Origin of the sequence: Cyclobacterium sp. 1_MG-2023 (genome assembly GCF_030546805.1) — a bacterium.
In the GTDB taxonomy this organism is placed as follows: Bacteria; Bacteroidota; Bacteroidia; order Cytophagales; family Cyclobacteriaceae; genus Cyclobacterium.
In genome coordinates this window covers 179,669-197,815 of sequence record NZ_JAUOPC010000010.1, presented here as the reverse complement: position 1 = coordinate 197,815, position 18,147 = coordinate 179,669, and the positions used below count along the sequence as shown (strand labels likewise).

General features: G+C 39.3%; 12 protein-coding genes. 5 read left to right on the top strand and 7 right to left on the bottom strand.

What is annotated here, in order from left to right:
* Positions 1–4: 4 nt before the first annotated feature.
* On the bottom strand, positions 5–1,117 hold the full coding sequence (locus tag Q4534_RS16680) for an efflux RND transporter periplasmic adaptor subunit (RefSeq protein WP_303614285.1): 1,113 nt from the start codon (positions 1,115–1,117) through the stop codon (positions 5–7).
* Positions 1,118–1,160: 43 nt separating this feature from the next.
* Positions 1,161–1,733, bottom strand: coding sequence for a TetR/AcrR family transcriptional regulator (locus Q4534_RS16675; protein WP_303614284.1), 573 nt, complete (start codon positions 1,731–1,733; stop codon positions 1,161–1,163).
* A gap of 363 nt (positions 1,734–2,096) precedes the next feature.
* Here Q4534_RS16675 and Q4534_RS16670 point away from each other — a divergent pair, with 363 nt between their 5' ends.
* Together Q4534_RS16670 and Q4534_RS16665 are read left to right on the top strand one after the other, a co-directional pair.
* Complete coding sequence (locus tag Q4534_RS16670) at positions 2,097–4,346, top strand: hypothetical protein (RefSeq protein WP_303614283.1); 2,250 nt, start codon at positions 2,097–2,099, stop codon at positions 4,344–4,346.
* A gap of 92 nt (positions 4,347–4,438) precedes the next feature.
* Complete coding sequence (locus Q4534_RS16665; protein WP_303614282.1) at positions 4,439–4,831, top strand: hypothetical protein; 393 nt, start codon at positions 4,439–4,441, stop codon at positions 4,829–4,831.
* Here Q4534_RS16665 and Q4534_RS16660 read toward each other — a convergent pair.
* Complete coding sequence (locus tag Q4534_RS16660) at positions 4,821–5,744, bottom strand: ROK family protein (RefSeq protein WP_303614281.1); 924 nt, start codon at positions 5,742–5,744, stop codon at positions 4,821–4,823. The two genes, Q4534_RS16665 and Q4534_RS16660, sit on opposite strands and share 11 nt — an antisense overlap.
* Positions 5,745–5,922: 178 nt before the next feature.
* The gene (locus Q4534_RS16655) at positions 5,923–6,750 is read right to left on the bottom strand and encodes a S1 RNA-binding domain-containing protein (protein ID WP_303614280.1); all 828 of its coding nucleotides are present in this window, start codon (positions 6,748–6,750) and stop codon (positions 5,923–5,925) included.
* A 632-nt stretch (positions 6,751–7,382) separates the two neighbouring features.
* Between Q4534_RS16655 and Q4534_RS16650 the strand changes: the two genes are divergently transcribed.
* The 3 genes from Q4534_RS16650 to Q4534_RS16640 all read left to right on the top strand — a co-directional run bounded on the left by Q4534_RS16650 (position 7,383) and on the right by Q4534_RS16640 (position 13,454).
* A complete protein-coding gene (locus Q4534_RS16650) occupies positions 7,383–8,813 on the top strand; it encodes a sodium:alanine symporter family protein (RefSeq protein WP_303614279.1) in 1,431 nt (476 codons plus the stop codon).
* 567 nt (positions 8,814–9,380) lie between these two features.
* Positions 9,381–11,678, top strand: coding sequence for an acyl-CoA dehydrogenase (locus Q4534_RS16645; protein ID WP_303614278.1), 2,298 nt, complete (start codon positions 9,381–9,383; stop codon positions 11,676–11,678).
* Positions 11,679–11,684: 6 nt separating this feature from the next.
* Positions 11,685–13,454, top strand: coding sequence for an SLC13 family permease (locus Q4534_RS16640; protein ID WP_303614277.1), 1,770 nt, complete (start codon positions 11,685–11,687; stop codon positions 13,452–13,454).
* Between the two features lie 130 nt (positions 13,455–13,584).
* Here Q4534_RS16640 and Q4534_RS16635 read toward each other — a convergent pair whose 3' ends face one another.
* From Q4534_RS16635 to Q4534_RS16625, 3 genes are all read right to left on the bottom strand, one after another.
* Positions 13,585–15,174 carry a sulfatase gene (locus Q4534_RS16635; RefSeq protein ID WP_303614276.1) on the bottom strand — a complete coding sequence of 530 codons (1,590 nt, stop codon included), beginning with the start codon at positions 15,172–15,174 and terminating at the stop codon, positions 13,585–13,587.
* Positions 15,175–15,201: 27 nt separating this feature from the next.
* Positions 15,202–16,662, bottom strand: coding sequence for an arylsulfatase (locus Q4534_RS16630; RefSeq protein ID WP_303614275.1), 1,461 nt, complete (start codon positions 16,660–16,662; stop codon positions 15,202–15,204).
* A 216-nt stretch (positions 16,663–16,878) separates the two neighbouring features.
* The gene (locus Q4534_RS16625) at positions 16,879–18,144 is read right to left on the bottom strand and encodes a mandelate racemase/muconate lactonizing enzyme family protein (protein ID WP_303614274.1); all 1,266 of its coding nucleotides are present in this window, start codon (positions 18,142–18,144) and stop codon (positions 16,879–16,881) included.
* Positions 18,145–18,147: the final 3 nt, after the last annotated feature.

Below are 18,147 nucleotides of genomic sequence, written 5' to 3'. Positions count from 1 at the left end.
TATTTTATTTAAAAGCTACTTTTAATTTTCCTGCAACGCTATCAAAGGGTACTAGACGAGGTGAAATCTTCATTTCTCCTCTTACCTTATCAATTCCCTGATAAACAATTTTATCTCCTTGGTTCAGGCCTTCTTCTACGACTAAAAATTGTCCCACTTTGGCTTCAACTTTTATCAAAACCTCTTCAACCACAGCATCTTCTCCTACTTTATATACATAAGTTTTACCTTGTTGTTCATAAATAGAAGCTTCAGGAATTACCGGCATATTTTCATAAATATTAGGTATGCGAATTTTTCCACTATTGCCGTGTGCCAGCAACCGATTTGGGTTAGGAAATGTGGCTCGGAAATTTACTGTCCCTGTCGATGGATTGACCTGACCTGTAACAGTTTTAATTTTCCCTTTGTGGGAATAAATTTGACCATTAACTAATTCGAGTTCCACCTCTGCCATATTCTCTAATTTGTCATCAAGGGATTCCCCGGGGGTGATTTGAAGCATGTTCAAGTACTCTTTTTCATTCATGGCAAAAAAAGCAAAAACATTATCTACCTGTGAGACGGTGGTCAATGGATCCGAAGGACTTACCAATGCACCTTGACGGTAGGGTATGGCACCAACATGGCCTGATACCGGACTCTTAATGGTTGCATAATCGATATTGGCAGAAATACTATTATAAGTTGCCAATGCCTGATTGTATCTTGCCTCAGCGGTTTTTAGCTGAACACTTCCTATTATCCCTTTTTCTACCAAAGGCTTCAACTTATCTACATCTACTTTTGCAGCGGCTACATTGGCCTTGGCAGCTGCAGCATCTGCATCCAAAGACTGGGTTTCAAGTTTAAACAAGCCCTGCCCTTTTTTCACTGCTTGGCCCTCGTCTACTAAAACCTGAGTAATATAACCTGAAACCTTTGCCCTAACTGAGCTACTCACTACCCCTTCCAAACTGGCCGGATAGCTATCATATCCTGTTAGTGTTTTGTTGGGAACTTCAAGTATAGGAATGCTAGGGGCCTGCTTCGTAGCCATATTTTTGGTTTCTCCTTCCGAACAGGATTGGCTCAGCACCACAAGCATGATGAGTATTACAAAAGAAAATTTGTTCATTTAAATGATTATTTATTATGCTAGTTAAAAATTTTGATTGTGCTTAAATATCTGCCATTCCGTACCACAGCTTATTGATCAATAGCTCTCGGTCTTCCTCATCCAATAAAATCGACCCAAAAACATTGATCTTTGAAGCCATTATAACGCTTCCCATGTACATGGCCACATAAATTTCAGGCTTGGCAGGCTTCAGGTAATTATTATCAACTCCCTCTTTTAGAAATGTAAAATAGGCTCCGGTAAAATGATGGGGACTCCTTTCTTGATTGTAAGGAGAATTGATAAACTGTTCAAAAAACTGCAAAACCCTAGGGTTTTGGGTATAATAAAGGTAAAGTGTCTTCCACCTCGAATAAAACCTTTGTTTGTATTCCTTTTCCCCGTCCAATTGACTAGAAACATGTGCTTCTACCTTGCTGCGGTAGTAACAATACATTTTTTTCATTAAGTCATCTTTGCTGGAGAAATAATGATAAACCGTTCCTGTGGAGACATTTGCCTCCTTGGTCAATAAACTCATTGATGTCCCATGAAATCCATATTTGGCCACAAGTTCAAGCGCACCTTCGTAGATGGCTATCTCTTTTTCCGGGAACTCTTTTATATTTTTCATAACTCTAGATCGAACGTTCATTCTAAACGCAAAACTAAGAACTAGAGTTTGGGCCACCAAAGAATAATTACCAATAATTTAAAAGAAAAAAAGTCTTTTTACCTGCCCAGAAAAGAATCACAACAAAATTCAATAGAATATTTTAATAGGAAGAAAATATAAAACATAGAAATTCACCAAACAAACAGTGAATTGTTTGATAATAATGATTATATTCAAAATAAAAAATCATCATAAAAAGTCGACGAATAAACCATAGATAAATTATTTTATCCATTGCAGAATTAAACAAAGAAAGGTTTAGAGAAAAATACCAATTAGTATTATTAAAAATAAAGGAAGCCTTGATTAAAAATGAAATACATGAACCCAAAAAAAGAACCAAAATTTCATTGGATTATTTTACTTTCCATTTACATTATTAATAATACCTATTCCCAAACCAATACCGGTGAAGCAGCATTAAGTCAGGCCTTTCATCTTAGCGCCAAACCTTGGAATAGATCTGTGGTGGATAAAGATGATTTTCTTAAGTTAATTGAAGCAACTTGTGAGGTGATGGCGAATAATCAAAATTCATCAGGTGCAATCATAGACCCCTATCTCAAACGGGAGCATCAATATTCCACCCCTTATTTTGCCTTTGGAGTAGGCGTATTATTGGAAGCAGGCCAAGGGAAACACCTAAAGGAAGCCGGAATTAAAGCCATGGAGCATAGCACCTTGGCTTTTTCTAAAGGCAGCAAAGCCATTCCGGATGAGCATGGGGAATTTTTTATTAGCCCACTCACCAATGCCCTTAGCTTTTACAAGGCTCATATCACGGAGAACCAATATAAAACTTGGACAAAAAGGATGGAAACACCATTAACAGAGGTAATGCAAAACTTTGATGGCAGAATAAACAATTGGCGTACCTATGCAATGAAAGGAGAATGGAGCAGGGTCAATCATAACTTAAGCCCCAAAAATTTTGCTACAGAATTTATTGAAACTGCCTGGAATCAATACAGCCAAAGAATAAGAATTGTCAATGACAAATGGAACATGTACCAGGATTGGAGCAGCGATCCCCAATCCCTAGCTGTAGAAGCAGTAGGTAGAGGAAACCTTATTGCATTGGCTACAGAAGGATACGACGGCCCTTCTGCCTCTGAAATAATGAAAGTCATTAGAAAGGGCACCTTTACGAGTCTATATACCCAGGCTCCGGATGGACAGGCTCCACCAAATGGCCGGACGGACAACCATATTTTCAATGATGTTTTGTACCAATTGGCATTTGAGGTAATGGCAGAAGATGCCTGGAAAAATGGGAATCAATACCTGGCTGGTCAATACAGAAGAGCTGCCAATTTAGCTTTTAACAGCATTCATCGCTGGAAGAGGGATTCAGGTGCATTTAAAGGTTCTTTTTTTATTACAAAAAACCATTTTAACCCTAATGACCGCATTGGCTACCAGCCTGCCAGTCAGTGGGGCAATTATACCGGGGCTTTAGTACAGCACTTGGCAGAAGCTTGGCTCAGCCGAAAAACTGAAATCCCTGAATTTCCTTCACCTGCAGAGATTGGTGGATATGCATTCACTACAGACGATAGCTTTGGAGCATTTTTTGCCAATGCCGGTGGTTTTCAAGTAATGGTAAATTTAAGGGGCGCCGCTGTACCCAAATACGGAAAAAGTTGGACACCATTAGGAACTGTAAGAATGGTTAAAAAAGGATGGGATGGCCGGTTAGGCCCTGCTGATGGGGAACATGATATTTCAAAAAATACCTCTTTCCAAATGAAAACCGGTGACGGGACACTCGTTGACAGCTATGGACCTCAATCAGGGATTAGCTTTGGCCCCGAATGGATGGAAAGAGGTCATTGGGTAAGAATTGCTGATGTGCCCTCCACCTATCGCGCAGAGGCAGAAATAAAGTTTGTGCACCCTTTATTGGTGAGATTTACCATACATTACAGCTATGTAACCGGAAGAGGCGGGCCCTATTTTAGCCAAGAATTTATACTAACCCCGGATCTATTGGTCACGAGATTGAGAAATGCACAAAACCAGCCTTTTGGACTAACTGTTCCTTTACTGGAAAATGATGGAAGGCCGCTAATCACGGCAATAACAAATAATATGGCCCATACGGGTTATAGCCAAAACGGTGATCGCCAATATTTTATCGGATTAAATAAGAATATCAAAACAGTTACAGACGCCCCATCCATTCAAAGTACTTATGGTTGGTTAAAACCAATCAGGTTTGAAAGTCAAGAGGAATCAATCGATCTTATGGTATATCCAAAATCAGCCTCAGGCTTAAGTGGTAAAGCGATGTATGAGAACTTTAAATGGACAACGGAAGGGTTTACCACTCCTCTCGCAGAAATTAAAGGCAACCTTTACCGTGGAAGCAATGTAGCAGGAGGTGAAAGTGATGCCATGGATCTGGATGCAGATGGAAAATCGGATGTAGTTTTCAGCAAAAAATGTGGCTTTATGTTACAATTAAAAGACAATACCATTTACCGGGTAGAAACCGATAAAGAGGTAACAATGACCTACCAAGGGCAAAGCTATTCAATAGCTGCATTTCAACCCTTCACCTTAAATTGATAAAAATCCTTTAATTTTATTCCATTCCATATAAAGCAACCAAACATTCCCACTAGTTTTGTGGTGTTATTTGATACCATTACAGTTCTCTCATGAATTTAAAACCACTGCTCCCTTACATTTACCTAGCCGTCTTGGTTATATCTGCCACTTCCTGTTCAGGAAAATTGGAAACAGGAAACATTAATATGGAAAATTGGAAAAAAGACAGGAATGGGTGTCTTGGATTACGGCTTCAGGATTTGGAGGAAATCAAGCAATTAAAAAACACATTCTTGGCAAAAAACAATCAAGAAATTATCCTGACTTTTGGTCGTCCGGACAGGGTGGAGCTTGTGGATAAAAGTCAAAGTTTTTTTATTTATTTTTTAGAACCTTCTGATCGTTGTGAGCAGCAAACAGAAAAAGAACCTTTAAAGGTTCTTTTTCGACTTAATGCTATAAATAAGGTTAGTGAAGTAACCGTTACTACGCTTAATCCATAAAACACAAGGCTGCTGCACCCAAGGTACCGGCATCATTTTCTAACGTGGCTTTTGACAAGGTCAAGTCTGTAAGGTAATAGGCACTTAAATATTGACGGATTGTTTTTTCAAGCTGGGGCTTTATAAAAGGCAGTGCTGCCGATATACCTCCACCAAAATAAATTTCGGTAACATCTAGAATCCGAATGGTAGAAACCAGTGCTTCTCCCAAAATAGTTCCCAATTCAGCAAAAGTCCTTAAGGCAATGCCGTTGTTGTTTTTTGCCGAAGCGACCAATAAGTGAATGCCAAGCTCCTTCCCTTCCATCTCACCAATTTCCTCAGGAAATTCCTCCATCATTTTTTGGGCCATATTCAATATCCCATTTCTACCGATCAATGGCTCCAACCTACTATTGCCCCTGGATAGCATATGTCCTACCTCCATGGCATTTCCTCTTACGCCTTTAAAAACTTTCCTATCCAAAATCAAAGCACTGCCAATACCTGTACCCAAAGTAATGAACAAGTAATCGTCAGAAGTATTTCCTTTACCAAAATGAAATTCCCCCAGGGCTGCCGCACTTGCATCGTTCTCTAAATGGAAAATGATAGCCGGATATTTTTCTAAAAGTGCCGCTTTAAGGTTAAACCCGTTAAGTTCAGAAATCGCAGGTATCTCCAGGGTCGTGGTCCTATCTTTGCTCACGAGGCCCGGCAAGCCAATCCCTACGTGCTTTACTTCCGGGTTTTTCTCCAGATATTTTCCAACAACTTCCACAAAGGCCTTGTTAAATCCTTGTGCACTTTTTCTCAATAAGCCTGTATCTTCTTTGCCAAATTCAATGATTTGGCCTTTGGTGTCTACGAGCCCAATTTTTACGTGAGTTCCTCCCACATCTATGCCTAAAAAAACTTCAGTTTTGTTATCCATTCTATACTCAAATCAAATTTCAAGATGTAAATACCGCTAAGTCAATCTTTTGATCAACGATCAGTAACAGCAAACCTCATGCTGACCAACAAAATACATGAATAGGGCAAAAATAGTAGATTTTCTTTCAAATCCTTTCATCAATAAAATAATTAAAAAAAAACCTTAAAGAGAAGCCTTAGGCCTTATAGATGCCATCCTCCTTAATCACAATCATTTTCTTTCGGTACAATTGACCAATGCATTGCTTGAAATGCTTCTTACTCATTCCAAAAGCTTGCTTAATTTCTTCAGGGGAAGATTTATCCGTCAATGGCAAAAAACCATTTTCATTAAGCTTGTCATAAACTTGGTCTGCGCCTTCATCAAACTTCTGACGCCCTATGGGAGTAATGATCAGATCAATTTTATTGTCTTCTCTAATTTTCTTAATAAAAGCCCTTACGGTGTCTCCTATTTCAAGAGGCTTGAATACCTCGTTGGCATAAATCAACCCCTCATAAAAACCATTGATCAGCACCTTATAACCCAAATCAGTCAGGTCAAAAATCAATGCACTCACTTCTTCGCCTACCTTGAAACCACTGGTATCCGAAAGAATAAAATCTTCATATTTACTTACCGCAATTAAACGAGAAGTTCGGTGATCTACACATACTACCACCAAAACCTTGTCCCCCGCAAATACAGGTTGCCGCATTTCAGATTTTGGGAGAAACAAATCTTTTTCCAATCCCCAATCAAGGAATGCCCCTATACTTGTCACATCTTTCACTTCCATGACAGCAAATTGATCAAGCAATGCCAATGGTTTGTCTGTAACGGCTACAGGTCTATCTTCACTATCCGTATAAATAAAAACTTCCTTTAAGTCACCTTCCTTTTCTTCTCCACTCAGGTATCGCTTTGGGATCAATAGTTCATCCCCATCACTTAAAGCAAGATAAGCACCATTGTCCGTGAATCTATTGATTGGTAAGGTGCTGATTATTCCTAATTCTTTCATATTTGTATTTCCGTATCGTTTGTAATTGCCTACAAATTGCGACAAAGGTAATGATTTTTAATAGGGATTTATCGAGGATCAAATAAGTTGATCCTAAAATATGCCATACCCCATCTATATTATCCTCAACCTACTTTAATATCCATCTTCCAGTTTTAATCTCCGATTTCTCCATCTGATTACACCATTTGGATATTAAGATTCAACCCCTATACAAACTAAATGTATGGTATATTTACATTACATTACCTTTCCACTAAAAAGGTTAATACATTATCCTTAACTACCTTTTGCTACAACCACTAATTTAAATTTGTAAAAGGATAATTCACTATTGAATAACGATTCGGATATGGAATATCAGCTGATATTTTACCCCTTGAATTAGAATTTTTTGACCTACAAACTTATATAACAGATAATTTTCAACCTTTAAGCTTCCAAAAAAAACAACGCTTGTTTTACAAGAAATGGACCATGGTAAGCAAATTCATTGATTTAAAATCGCTCAAAATGAAATTTTAATAGTAAAATTCTCAATGGTGATTAATTTTTTACCTTCAAAATTATTATTAACCCTATTTTAGGTTTTCTTTGTGTATCAAACATTCTTTTCAAGCCAAACAATCAATATGGAGTCTTTAATACACGCCCTAAACAACATCATATGGAGTAATGCATTAATTGTTCTTTGCTTGGGTGTCGGAATATACTTTTCAATTGTTACAAAATTTCTTCAGATCCGGTATTTCAGGGAAATGATCAAATTATTGTTTGGTGGAGAATCGTCTGACAAAGGGGTAACTTCATTTCAGGCCTTTGCTATCGCCATTTCGGGAAGAGTTGGAACAGGAAATATTGCAGGAGTGGCAACAGCAATAGCCATGGGAGGACCCGGAGCTATTTTCTGGATGTGGATCATTGCCTTTTTGGGAAGTGCCTCTGCATTTATAGAAGCCACCTTGGGTCAAATGTATAAGGAGGTTAAAGATGGTCAATACCGGGGGGGGCCTGCTTTCTATATTGAAAAGGGTTTAGGAATTAGATGGTATGCAGTTTTGTTTGCCTTTGCCACCATTCTTAGTACAGCTTTCTTTTTGCCGGGTGTGCAAAGCAACAGCATTGCCATCAGTGTAGAAAATGCTTTTAATGTGCCTGTCTGGATTACAGGTTTGGTGATTTGTGGTTTTCTGGCCCTTATTATTTTTGGAGGTGTAAAACGAATCGGTAAAGTAGCCCAAATAGTGGTTCCTTTTATGGCTGCAGCCTATATAATTATGGCCATTATAATAATGGCCATGAACTTCACTGAGATCCCCGGAGTAATTAAATTGATCATAACATCTGCCTTCAACGCTGATGCCACCTTTGGCGGCATATTTGGAATGGCCATTTCTTGGGGAATAAAAAGAGGGATCTATAGCAATGAGGCAGGTCAGGGAACAGCGCCTCATGCTGCCGCTGCTGCTGAAGTTAGCCATCCCGTTAAACAAGGTTTAGTGCAAGCATTTTCTGTATATGTGGATACCCTATTCATTTGTACAGCTACTGCATTTATGATACTCTTCACTGGTCAATACAATGTAATTAACCCTGAAGGGGGATTTTTGGTTGAAAATCTTCCTGGCGTAACCTATGGTCCGGAATTCACCCAATACGCGATCAGCGAACATTTCCCTAATCTTGGTGCAGGATTTATTGCCATATCCTTGGCATTCTTCGCCTTCACAACCATCATGGCCTATTATTATATCGCAGAAACTAACCTAAGTTTTCTCCAAAAGGATCAGCATCGCAATTGGCCTTTGTTTGCACTTAGGGCTTTGATTTTAATAGCTACCTTTTATGGTACTGTTAGAACTGCCGAGCTGGCTTGGACATTGGGTGACATTGGCGTAGGCATAATGGCTTGGCTCAATATGATTGCTATTATTTTGCTACGAAAACCTGCAATGGCCGCACTCAAAGACTATGTAGAACAAAGGAAAAAAGGACTGGATCCTACTTTTGACTCCAAAAGCTTAAATGTGAAAAACATCGAAGAGTGGGATAAAATCAATTGATATATCCTAATTTATTATCTCCATTGCTTCTCGCTTTAATAATTGAAAGTTAAGGTGGGGTTATTGGGCTTACCCTTCTCATCCTTTGAAAATAGACAGTAATTCTATTATCCGAAAAAACTTAAAACCATTCAGAAGCAAGTCCAAAGGCAGATCAGACAATTGACAGATTATACCCGAAATATACAATAGACCTTCAATTTCGTGCTGAAAGCGCTTCACAATCAGCCCCTTCATTGTTGTATTCAATCCTATCTGTTAGTAGACAGGTTCCCCATAGCAATGCTATGTTAAAATCTCCCAAACACATGATTTTCTTGCGAATGCAAGACTCCCTGATAAAACCTAGGGTGGGAATCACGAATCCTATTGCATACTCCTAGTTAAAAAAGTTATTCCTTCATTATTTCTTTTGTAGGGGGTAAGCCTAATCTGAGTTCTTCTTTCAGTACTTTACGATATGGATAAAAGTTTATTTATTCATAAATCATTTTTTGGTCAGATTATTGAAGTGAAAAGCAATAATTTCTTACCTTATTATTATTAAATCCTAAACCCAAATTTAGCATGGAAAAGATTCTTTCTCAACCAACCAATGGAAGTCTTGTTCTCCTTCCCACCTTGTATAAGGTATGGTCAGATGCCAATATTACTAACAGCGAACATAAGGCTTTTCAGTCTTTCTTTAAAAAAGCGGATTGGTTGAGCAAAGAAGACAGGGAATATTTAACCAATAAACTAGACCCTGAATTTCCACCGACTAGAGAAGAGTTGGAGCTGTGGTGGCAAACCATTAAATCGGCGGTTGCTGAAGACAAATCCTACCCTCACCTCTCAAGTATTGGAGTAGAAATTTTAAAAAAACATGCACCTAATGTTGCGCAAACCATTCCTTTAGAAAAGGTGGAAAATGAACTGGGTAAGCTGGAAACCCAATTGGGAATTATAGGCAAGTCCGCAACATTGACGTTTAAGTCTAAACATTCCAATATCTCTACCTCCTATGAAACACAAGCAGCCTTTGCTACTGAAAAATTAACCTTCCTCTTGGATGGCAAAAGAAAACCTTTGATAGATGAAATCAAATCTTTTATTTCTAAGAAGGAATTTGATTATGTAGACCTGGGAAATTTAAGAGAATACAGAGAGCAAGTTCTGCTTTGGTGCAAAATGTTGGCTGAGAAGGGTTATGGATCCATTGGCTATCCGGAAGAATTTGGAGGAGCCAATGACATGGAGGGATATTTTACTGTCATGGAAACCCTAAGCTATCGTGACCTAAGTACCGTAATTAAATTTGGTGTTCAATTTGGCTTATGGGGAATGAGCGTTTTTTCCTTGGGAACGAAAAAACACCATGAAAAATACTTAAGGGATATCGGAAGCTTAAAGCTACCCGGTTGTTTTGCCATGACAGAAACCAATCATGGTTCAAATGTCCGAGGGATAGAAACTACTGCCACTTACAATCACCAAGAGAAAACTTTCACTATCCATACCCCGCATATTCATGCGAGAAAAGAATACATTGGCAATGCAGCCCTCCATGGAAGGATGGCCACTGTTTTTGCTAAGCTAATCATTGAAGGAAAGGATTATGGGGTAAGTACTTTCATCGTTCCTTTAAGGGATGAAGAAGGCAATACTTTACCGGGCATATCGATTACCGATTGTGGTAGAAAGATGGGTTTGAATGGAGTAGACAACGGCTTGATATGTTTTGACTCCATTGTTATTCCCAAAGAAAACATGCTGGATAGGTTCTCATCTGTTGATGAGAATGGGGATTTTCAAAGCCCCATTGCCAGTGACAACAAAAGGTTCTTCACCATGCTGGGAACTTTGGTAGGTGGAAGGATTGGTATTCCTCGCTCAGCAATTGCCGCATCAAAATCCGGCCTTACAATAGCCATAAGGTATGCAGATAAACGAAGGCAGTTTGGACCAGATGACACAGCAGAAGTACCCATACTCAATTACCGTATGCATCAACGAAGACTGCTACCTCTTTTGGCCAAAACTTATGCCTGTCACTTTGCTATGGAATACGTTACTGACCGTTTCTTAAATAGGAAAGAAGAAGAAATGCAAGAAATCGAGGCATTGGCTGCAGGTTTAAAGGCTTATGCTACTTGGCACAATACCGATACCTTACAGGAATGTAGAGAGGCCTGTGGTGGCAAAGGTTTCCTGTCTGAAAACAGAATTGATGCACTAAAAAATGATTCGGATGTATACACCACCTTTGAGGGCGACAACACTGTTCTGTTACAACTTGTAGCAAAAAGTAGGCTTAGTGCTTACAAAGAACAGTTTGAAAACATGAACTTGTTTACCATTATTGATTATGTGGTAGCCAAAGCCAAAACAAGCTTAACTGAAAAGAATTATATTATCACTAGAAATAAGGACGAGAGCCATCTTTTGGATTCTGAATTTCATCTGAATGCCTTCCAATACAGAGAAAACAGCATTCTAAACTCTGCAGCCAATAGGTTAAAACGGTTAATGGGTGAGGGAATGGATCCTTTTGATGCGGTGAATGTTGCTCAACACCACCTTTATACATTAAGTCTGGCATTTATTGAAAGGGTTGTGCTGGAGAAATTTATTGAGAAAATTGAGCAGACAAGTGATCCTGAACTTAAGCAAGTTCTCAAGCAACTCTGCGACCTCTATGCCTTACATCAAATTGAAAAACACAATGGATGGTACTTGGAGCAAGGCTATATGGAAGGTGGTAAATCAAAGGCCATTCGAAAAATGGTCAACCAATTGTGCTGGAATATGCGTAAGGATGCCGTCCCATTGGTCAATGCATTCAATATTCCTGACGCCTGTCTTGCTGCGCCTATAGCCACCTAGGTTTTTATGGAAGAAATCCAGGTATTTGTAATTCTAGGGCTCTCCCTATTGTTTTTTATATGGGGAAAGATAAGGTATGACCTTGTTGCGCTTTCTGCGTTAATTTTGTTGGCCATACTTGGTCTCGTCCCTTATGACACTGCCTTTATGGGGTTTAGCCATCCGGCTGTAATCACTGTAGCAGCCATACTTGTGGTAAGTAAAGGACTGGAAAATTCAGGCATAGTCAATGTAATCGTAGCTTTAATGGAGAAGGTTGGAAAAAACCTTAACCTTCAGATTGCAACCATGTCCGGCGCAGTTGCCCTTGCCTCAGGGTTCATGAACAATATAGGAGCCTTAGCTATTTTTATGCCTGTTGCCATACAATTGGCTAGAAAACACAATTATTCTCCATCCGTCATTTTAATGCCCATTGCTTTTGCTTCACTATTGGGTGGGCTTACCACCCTTATTGGCACCCCTCCCAATATCATTGTATCTTCATTTCGAGCCCAAAGTGGAGAGGCAGCATTTGGAATGTTTGACTTTACCATTTTGGGAGCTATGGTGGCTATTTCCGGCGTATTTTTTATTTCTACAGTAGGTTGGCGGTTAATTCCTAAAAGAAGAGGTAGTCTTTCTGATGAAGCTTTATTTAAAATTGAAAACTACATTACAGAAATAGTCCTTAGTGAAAATTCTTCTTTGGAGAACAAGGCCATCAAACAGATAACAGCAGATAAAGAAATAGATATCAAGGTCTTAGGTGTCGTCAGAAACAAGGTTAGAATTCATGCGCCCAGTCCCTATTTTATACTTATCCCCAATGACATTCTTATCCTGGAATCCAATACCGATGACTTGGAAGAATTTATCAACAAATACCAAGTTGACCTGGTAGGAGATGAAGACTTCTTAGAAGAAATTGAAGATAAAAATGAAATCATCAATACTGAAGGAATCATACAAGAGAACTCATCATTGATTGGGCAAACAGCATCGAGTATACATATGCGCTCACGGTTTGACGTCAACCTATTGGCCTTATCCCGAGGCAACAGGACATTAATAAAGCGAATTGATCATGAAGTTTTCCGTTCTGGAGATGTATTACTGTTGCAAATGAGAAGAGATAAAGTCTCGGAAACTTTTAAAGAGATGCAATGTTACCCTCTAGCCAAGAGAAGTATTAAAATTGGTCAACCAAGACGTACTGCCTTGGCCCTGTCTCTCTTTGTTTTGTCTATTATTGCAGTGGTATTGGGTTGGCTCCCTGTGGCCATATCCTTCACCCTGGCAGCCATGGGAATGGTTTTTAGTAAAATTCTACCATTAAAAAATCTTTATTCAAGTATCGACTGGCCCGTCATTGTCTTGTTAGGCGCAATGATTCCTGTGGGACATGCCTTTGAAAGCAGTGGTGCTGCCAATACCATTACCCAATTGATATTGTCAAGTGCAGAAAATTTACCTACCTGGACCCTTCTTGGGCTTATAATGCTAACGACCATGCTTTTGTCTGCTTTGATAAATAATGCAGCAACAGTTGTATTAATGGCTCCGATAGCCTTACAAATAGCTACTGCTTTACAGTTTTCAGCTGATCCATTTTTGATGGCCATAGCCATAGGGGCCTCCTCCTCATTTCTTACCCCTATAGGACACCAGTCCAACACACTGGTTTTGGGGCCGGGTGGTTATAAGTTTGGTGATTATTGGAAACTCGGATTACCCCTTACCATCATTGTGATGGTGGTAAGTATACCCATGATATTGTGGATTTGGCCGCTCTAGCAAGAGGGAACACAACTTCCTCATCAGCCCTCTTCTACCTACAAAACCTATTAAAAACACCTCTTAGAGACTTAAAAAAAAGGGACATTGTTTCTGTTTCAGCAACAATGTCCCAGATCCGTATTAAAATCTATTCCGCAGCTTCACTTCCCCACCAATCTTCATTGGGTTGCCAGTTTTTGTCCAAGAAATCAAGTCGTTGTTTTTCAAGTCGAGGCATCAATTCATTTTCCATATTATGGAGTCTTTCTTCGAATAGTGATTGATCGAAGGCTTCATCCGGCCTAGGCATCAATACTTCCTTATCGTTCAGATACTCGGTTAGTAAAGTAGACAAAGCGGTCTTGATCTCAGGAGAAGCCTCTGAAAGCTCATTTTCCTCAAATGGGTCATCAGGAATACGATACAATTCCTCATGGCCATCTTCAAAATACCGAATCAATTTCCAATCCCCTTTTCTCACCATGGCAGAAGGAACTCCTCCTTGGTTTCCATAATGAGGATAATGCCAGAATATAGGTCGCTCGTCCAAGGCTTCACCTTCAATTAATGGTTTTAAGCTTCTGCCCTCAATCTCCTGAGAAATATTCACATCTTGTGGAAGGTAATCCAATAAAGTAGGTAAAAAATCCGCACCCACAACCGGGTAATCAACAGGTGCTTTAGGTTGTGTTCCCGGAACTTTTATTAAATAAGGTACACGTACGCCACCTTCCCAATGATGACCTTTGCCACCTTTAACAAACAAGTTGGAGGTAGCAAATGCATCTCCTGCGACTACTCCCCCATTGTCTGAGGTGAATACCACAATGGTATTTTCTGCAAGCCCCAAGGTCTCAAGTTGATTCATCACTATTCCTACAGCATCATCTACATATTCCACTAAGCCTGCATAATTTGGATTGTCCTGAACAGTTCTAAAAGGAAGTTTCTCTCCCATTTCAAACCCTTTATCAGCGATGCCCATGGCCTCAGCTTTGTCTCTATACTTAGACCATTTCTTCTTGCTGGTTTGTACCGGAGCATGTACAGCATAAAAGGACAGAAAAGCCAAAAACGGTTTATCTTTACTTCTGTCCATAAAATTGGCCACCTCATTTGCCAGACGGATGGTAAGGTTTTCACCATCGGGGCCATTTTTCAATTTGGGGTTTGTATAAGGCGCAAAAAACCCTCCTGAAGGAGATCCTTTGTCCCAACCACCAATATTTTCATCAAATCCATGGTCCTCCGGATAGCTTCCTTCATCTCCCAGATGCCATTTTCCTGCAAAAAAAGTATTGTAGCCATTGGCTTTGAAGGCTTCTGCCAAGGTGGTACTTTCTTTTGGCAGCTGATAAACATAATCTGCAGGAAGCATGGGATCATGCCTTTTGTGGGTCCTCCAATTCTCTCCTGTTTTCGCTCCAATCCAATCCGTTATACCATGACTGGCGGTAAACTGCCCGGTCATAATTGTGGCTCTGGCAGGACTACATACCCTACTTCCTGAATATCCATTGGTGAATTGCCAACTGTCTTTGGCCAGGTTGTCAATATTTGGTGTCTCATAAAATGTAGACCCTGAATATCCTAGATCTGCATATCCCATGTCATCCACCAGGATAAACAAGACATTGGGAGCCTTTTCTATGGTTTCCACTTTTTCTGAAGTACATGAAAAGTTCCCCAGGTATAGCAAACATAGGCTTGCAAAACTCAATTTGGATAATTTAATCATTGTTTAAAATCTTATTATCTTAAAAGTTTACTTATCTAATTCTGAGGCATACAATTTAAAAACCGGATTAGGTGTATGGTTTTCTTCCATCAATGCTTTGAATGATTTCACCAATTCAGGATGCTTGTCTGCGATATTGTTTTTTTCTCCCGGATCATCTTCCAAATTGTACAATTCAATTGGAGGATTATTGTCTTTTCTAAGATTAAGTCTAATGGCTTTCCATTTGCCTTTCCTAATGGCTTGTTTTCCTCCTTGCTCAATAAATTCCCAGTATAAATACTCATGTTTTTTCTGTTTTCCTGCCTCGCCAAGAAGCGTAGGTTCAAAGGAAATCCCATCTGTATTCCCTGGCAATTCGCTCCCTGTCAAAGCTGCAACTGTAGGATAAATATCCCAGAAAGCAGAAATATGATCTGTTTTGCCCGGTTTAATTTTTCCGGGCCAATTGGCAATCATTGGAACCCTGATTCCCCCTTCGTACAAATCCCTTTTGTAACCTTTCCATGGACCATTGCTATTAAAGAAGTCAGGATCTGCTCCCCCTTCTTTATGAGGACCATTGTCTGAGGTAAAAATTATAAGGGTATTGTCTCTGATCCCCAATTCCTCAAGCTTACCAACAATTTCACCTACTTGTTTATCCAGTAATTCCACCATGGCCACAAAGGCCGCTCGGGGCTCTTCCTGGGACATATATCCACCAATTTTATAGTCGGGTCCAGCATCCACTCCTTTGTAAGGGGTTTCATCAAACCTTCCCCGATAATCTTTCATCATGTCTTCCGGAACGATTAATTCAGCATGTGGGATAATGGTAGGTACATATAGGAAAAAAGGGTTTTGACTATTGTTTGATATGAAATCCAAGGTCTTTTTATGGATAAGCTCAGGACCATATTCCTCCAGTTTTGTTCCGGCATTTCCTTCCAATACCAAGGAATCTTGATTGTCCCATAGGTGAAAAGGGTAATAATTATGGCCCATTCGTTGGCAATTATACCCAAAGAAAACATCCACTCCTTGTTTATTGGGGTCTCCTTCAGAACCTGGATATCCTAACCCCCATTTACCAAAAGCTCCAGTAGTATAGCCTTCTGCCTTTAAAGACTCAAAAATGGTAAAAACAGAATCGGGCAGTGGATATTGACCTTCAGGCTGAATTTCATAATTTCCCCGTACCGGAGCATTACCGGTATGTAATCCCGAAACCAAGGTACTTCTGGAAGGCGCACACACCGTAGAACCGGAATAATGCTGATTAAAAAACAAGCCTTCCTTAGCCAGTTTATCAATATTTGGAGTAGCAATATGCGCTTGTCCATTAAAGCTTAAATCACCATAACCTAGGTCATCTGCTAAAATATAAATGATATTTGGTTTAGATAAAGTAGATTCAGGCGTTGTGCTGCTTTCCTGTTTTGAGTTACACCCAATTAAGGAAAAGGTAAACAAGCCAAGACTCAAAAAGATAGAAGGTTTGTTCATATAATTAAAAGGTATTCAAAGGTTTATTATTTTATTTAAATTCAAAACTAAAGTTTCATACTGCCAATTAAAATCAAGCTTACCACATTTAATTTCAATTCAATTTCAATCGTAAAAATTGAATGCCCGTCTTCTGATCAGTCCACGCTTGGCAATATTTTGTCTTTCAATATTATCGGCAAATTACATATTCTTTCCTTTATTTAAAATGATGCATTAGCCCTTTACTTTTTTATGTGCATCAACAAAATCCGGATCCAGTGTAACTCCCAAGCCTGCTCCGGTTGGTACGCTTACTGTTCCATCGATACTCGAAAGGTCTGAAGTAGCACAATCCAAAGGTATATCTCGGTTTAGACCTTTAAATTCATGAAATGGTCCTGCATTAGGAATTGCCGAAACAAAGTGTAACATGTATAAATAACCTAGCCCGGAGCCGGAGATATGTGGGGTGCATTCTTTTCCTTTGATTGCCGCCATTTTTGAAACCCTCATGGACCTAATCATTCCACCAAAATAAAATATATCAGGTTGAACAATATCCAAAGCATCATTTTCAATCAACCATTTAAAATTATGAATGCTAGGCTCCTGTTCACCCCCGGCAATAGGTATCTCCAATGCCCTATTTACTTCTAATGTCTCCTCATACCAATCGAATGGAACTGGTTCCTCATAAAAGTCTAACTTATATTCTTGCAATATTTTACCAATCCTGACTGCCTCCTTTACTGAATATGATCCATTTGAGTCGGCATAAATGGCCATGTCTGCGCCGAATCTTTCCCTTACTAATGGGATCAAATTTTCCGATCTTCCTGAAGGAAAATCCAGGTCATTGCTCATTCTCCCACCTATTTTAAACTTTAATGCTTTGGCGCCGGTTTCCCGGACTTGGGCTTCGATCAAGCCTATAGATTCTTCTGCTGATTTCCCTCTAAAATTATTAGCTTGATAAACAGCTATATTAGGGTTATGGATTTCACCAATGAGCTCTCCTATACTTTTGTCGCTTAATTTTCCTAACAAATCTAAAATAGCAAATTCTAAGGTAGCTAGTGGCACCCACAAGGCCAGGCTTTGCAATTTGTAATTGCTCTTGTATACATAAACCTCTTCAAGTAATGTTTCAAGATGTCTGGCATCCTTTCCAATAAAAAAAGGTTGAATCCGATGCAAAAATATAGGGTATAGGTATATTATTTGCATATTATTGCTTACAGCTATCCCTTCCGCACCATCTTTAGACCTTACCCTGCAAATAAAATTATCCTTCTTCCTCAACAATTCCACCGATGCGATCCATACGGGTTCCTTTAATTCCGAAATATTTAAAACAGGTTCTGTTAAAGCCTGTTCTATTGCCTGGATTTTAAAAAATTCAGGAGTTTCTCTCAAGTTAGCCTTTCCTCTAGCTGCGATTAATCCACCAGCAGCTCCCAAACCTGCCTTATGAATGAATTTTCTTCTTCCTGAATCCATTTT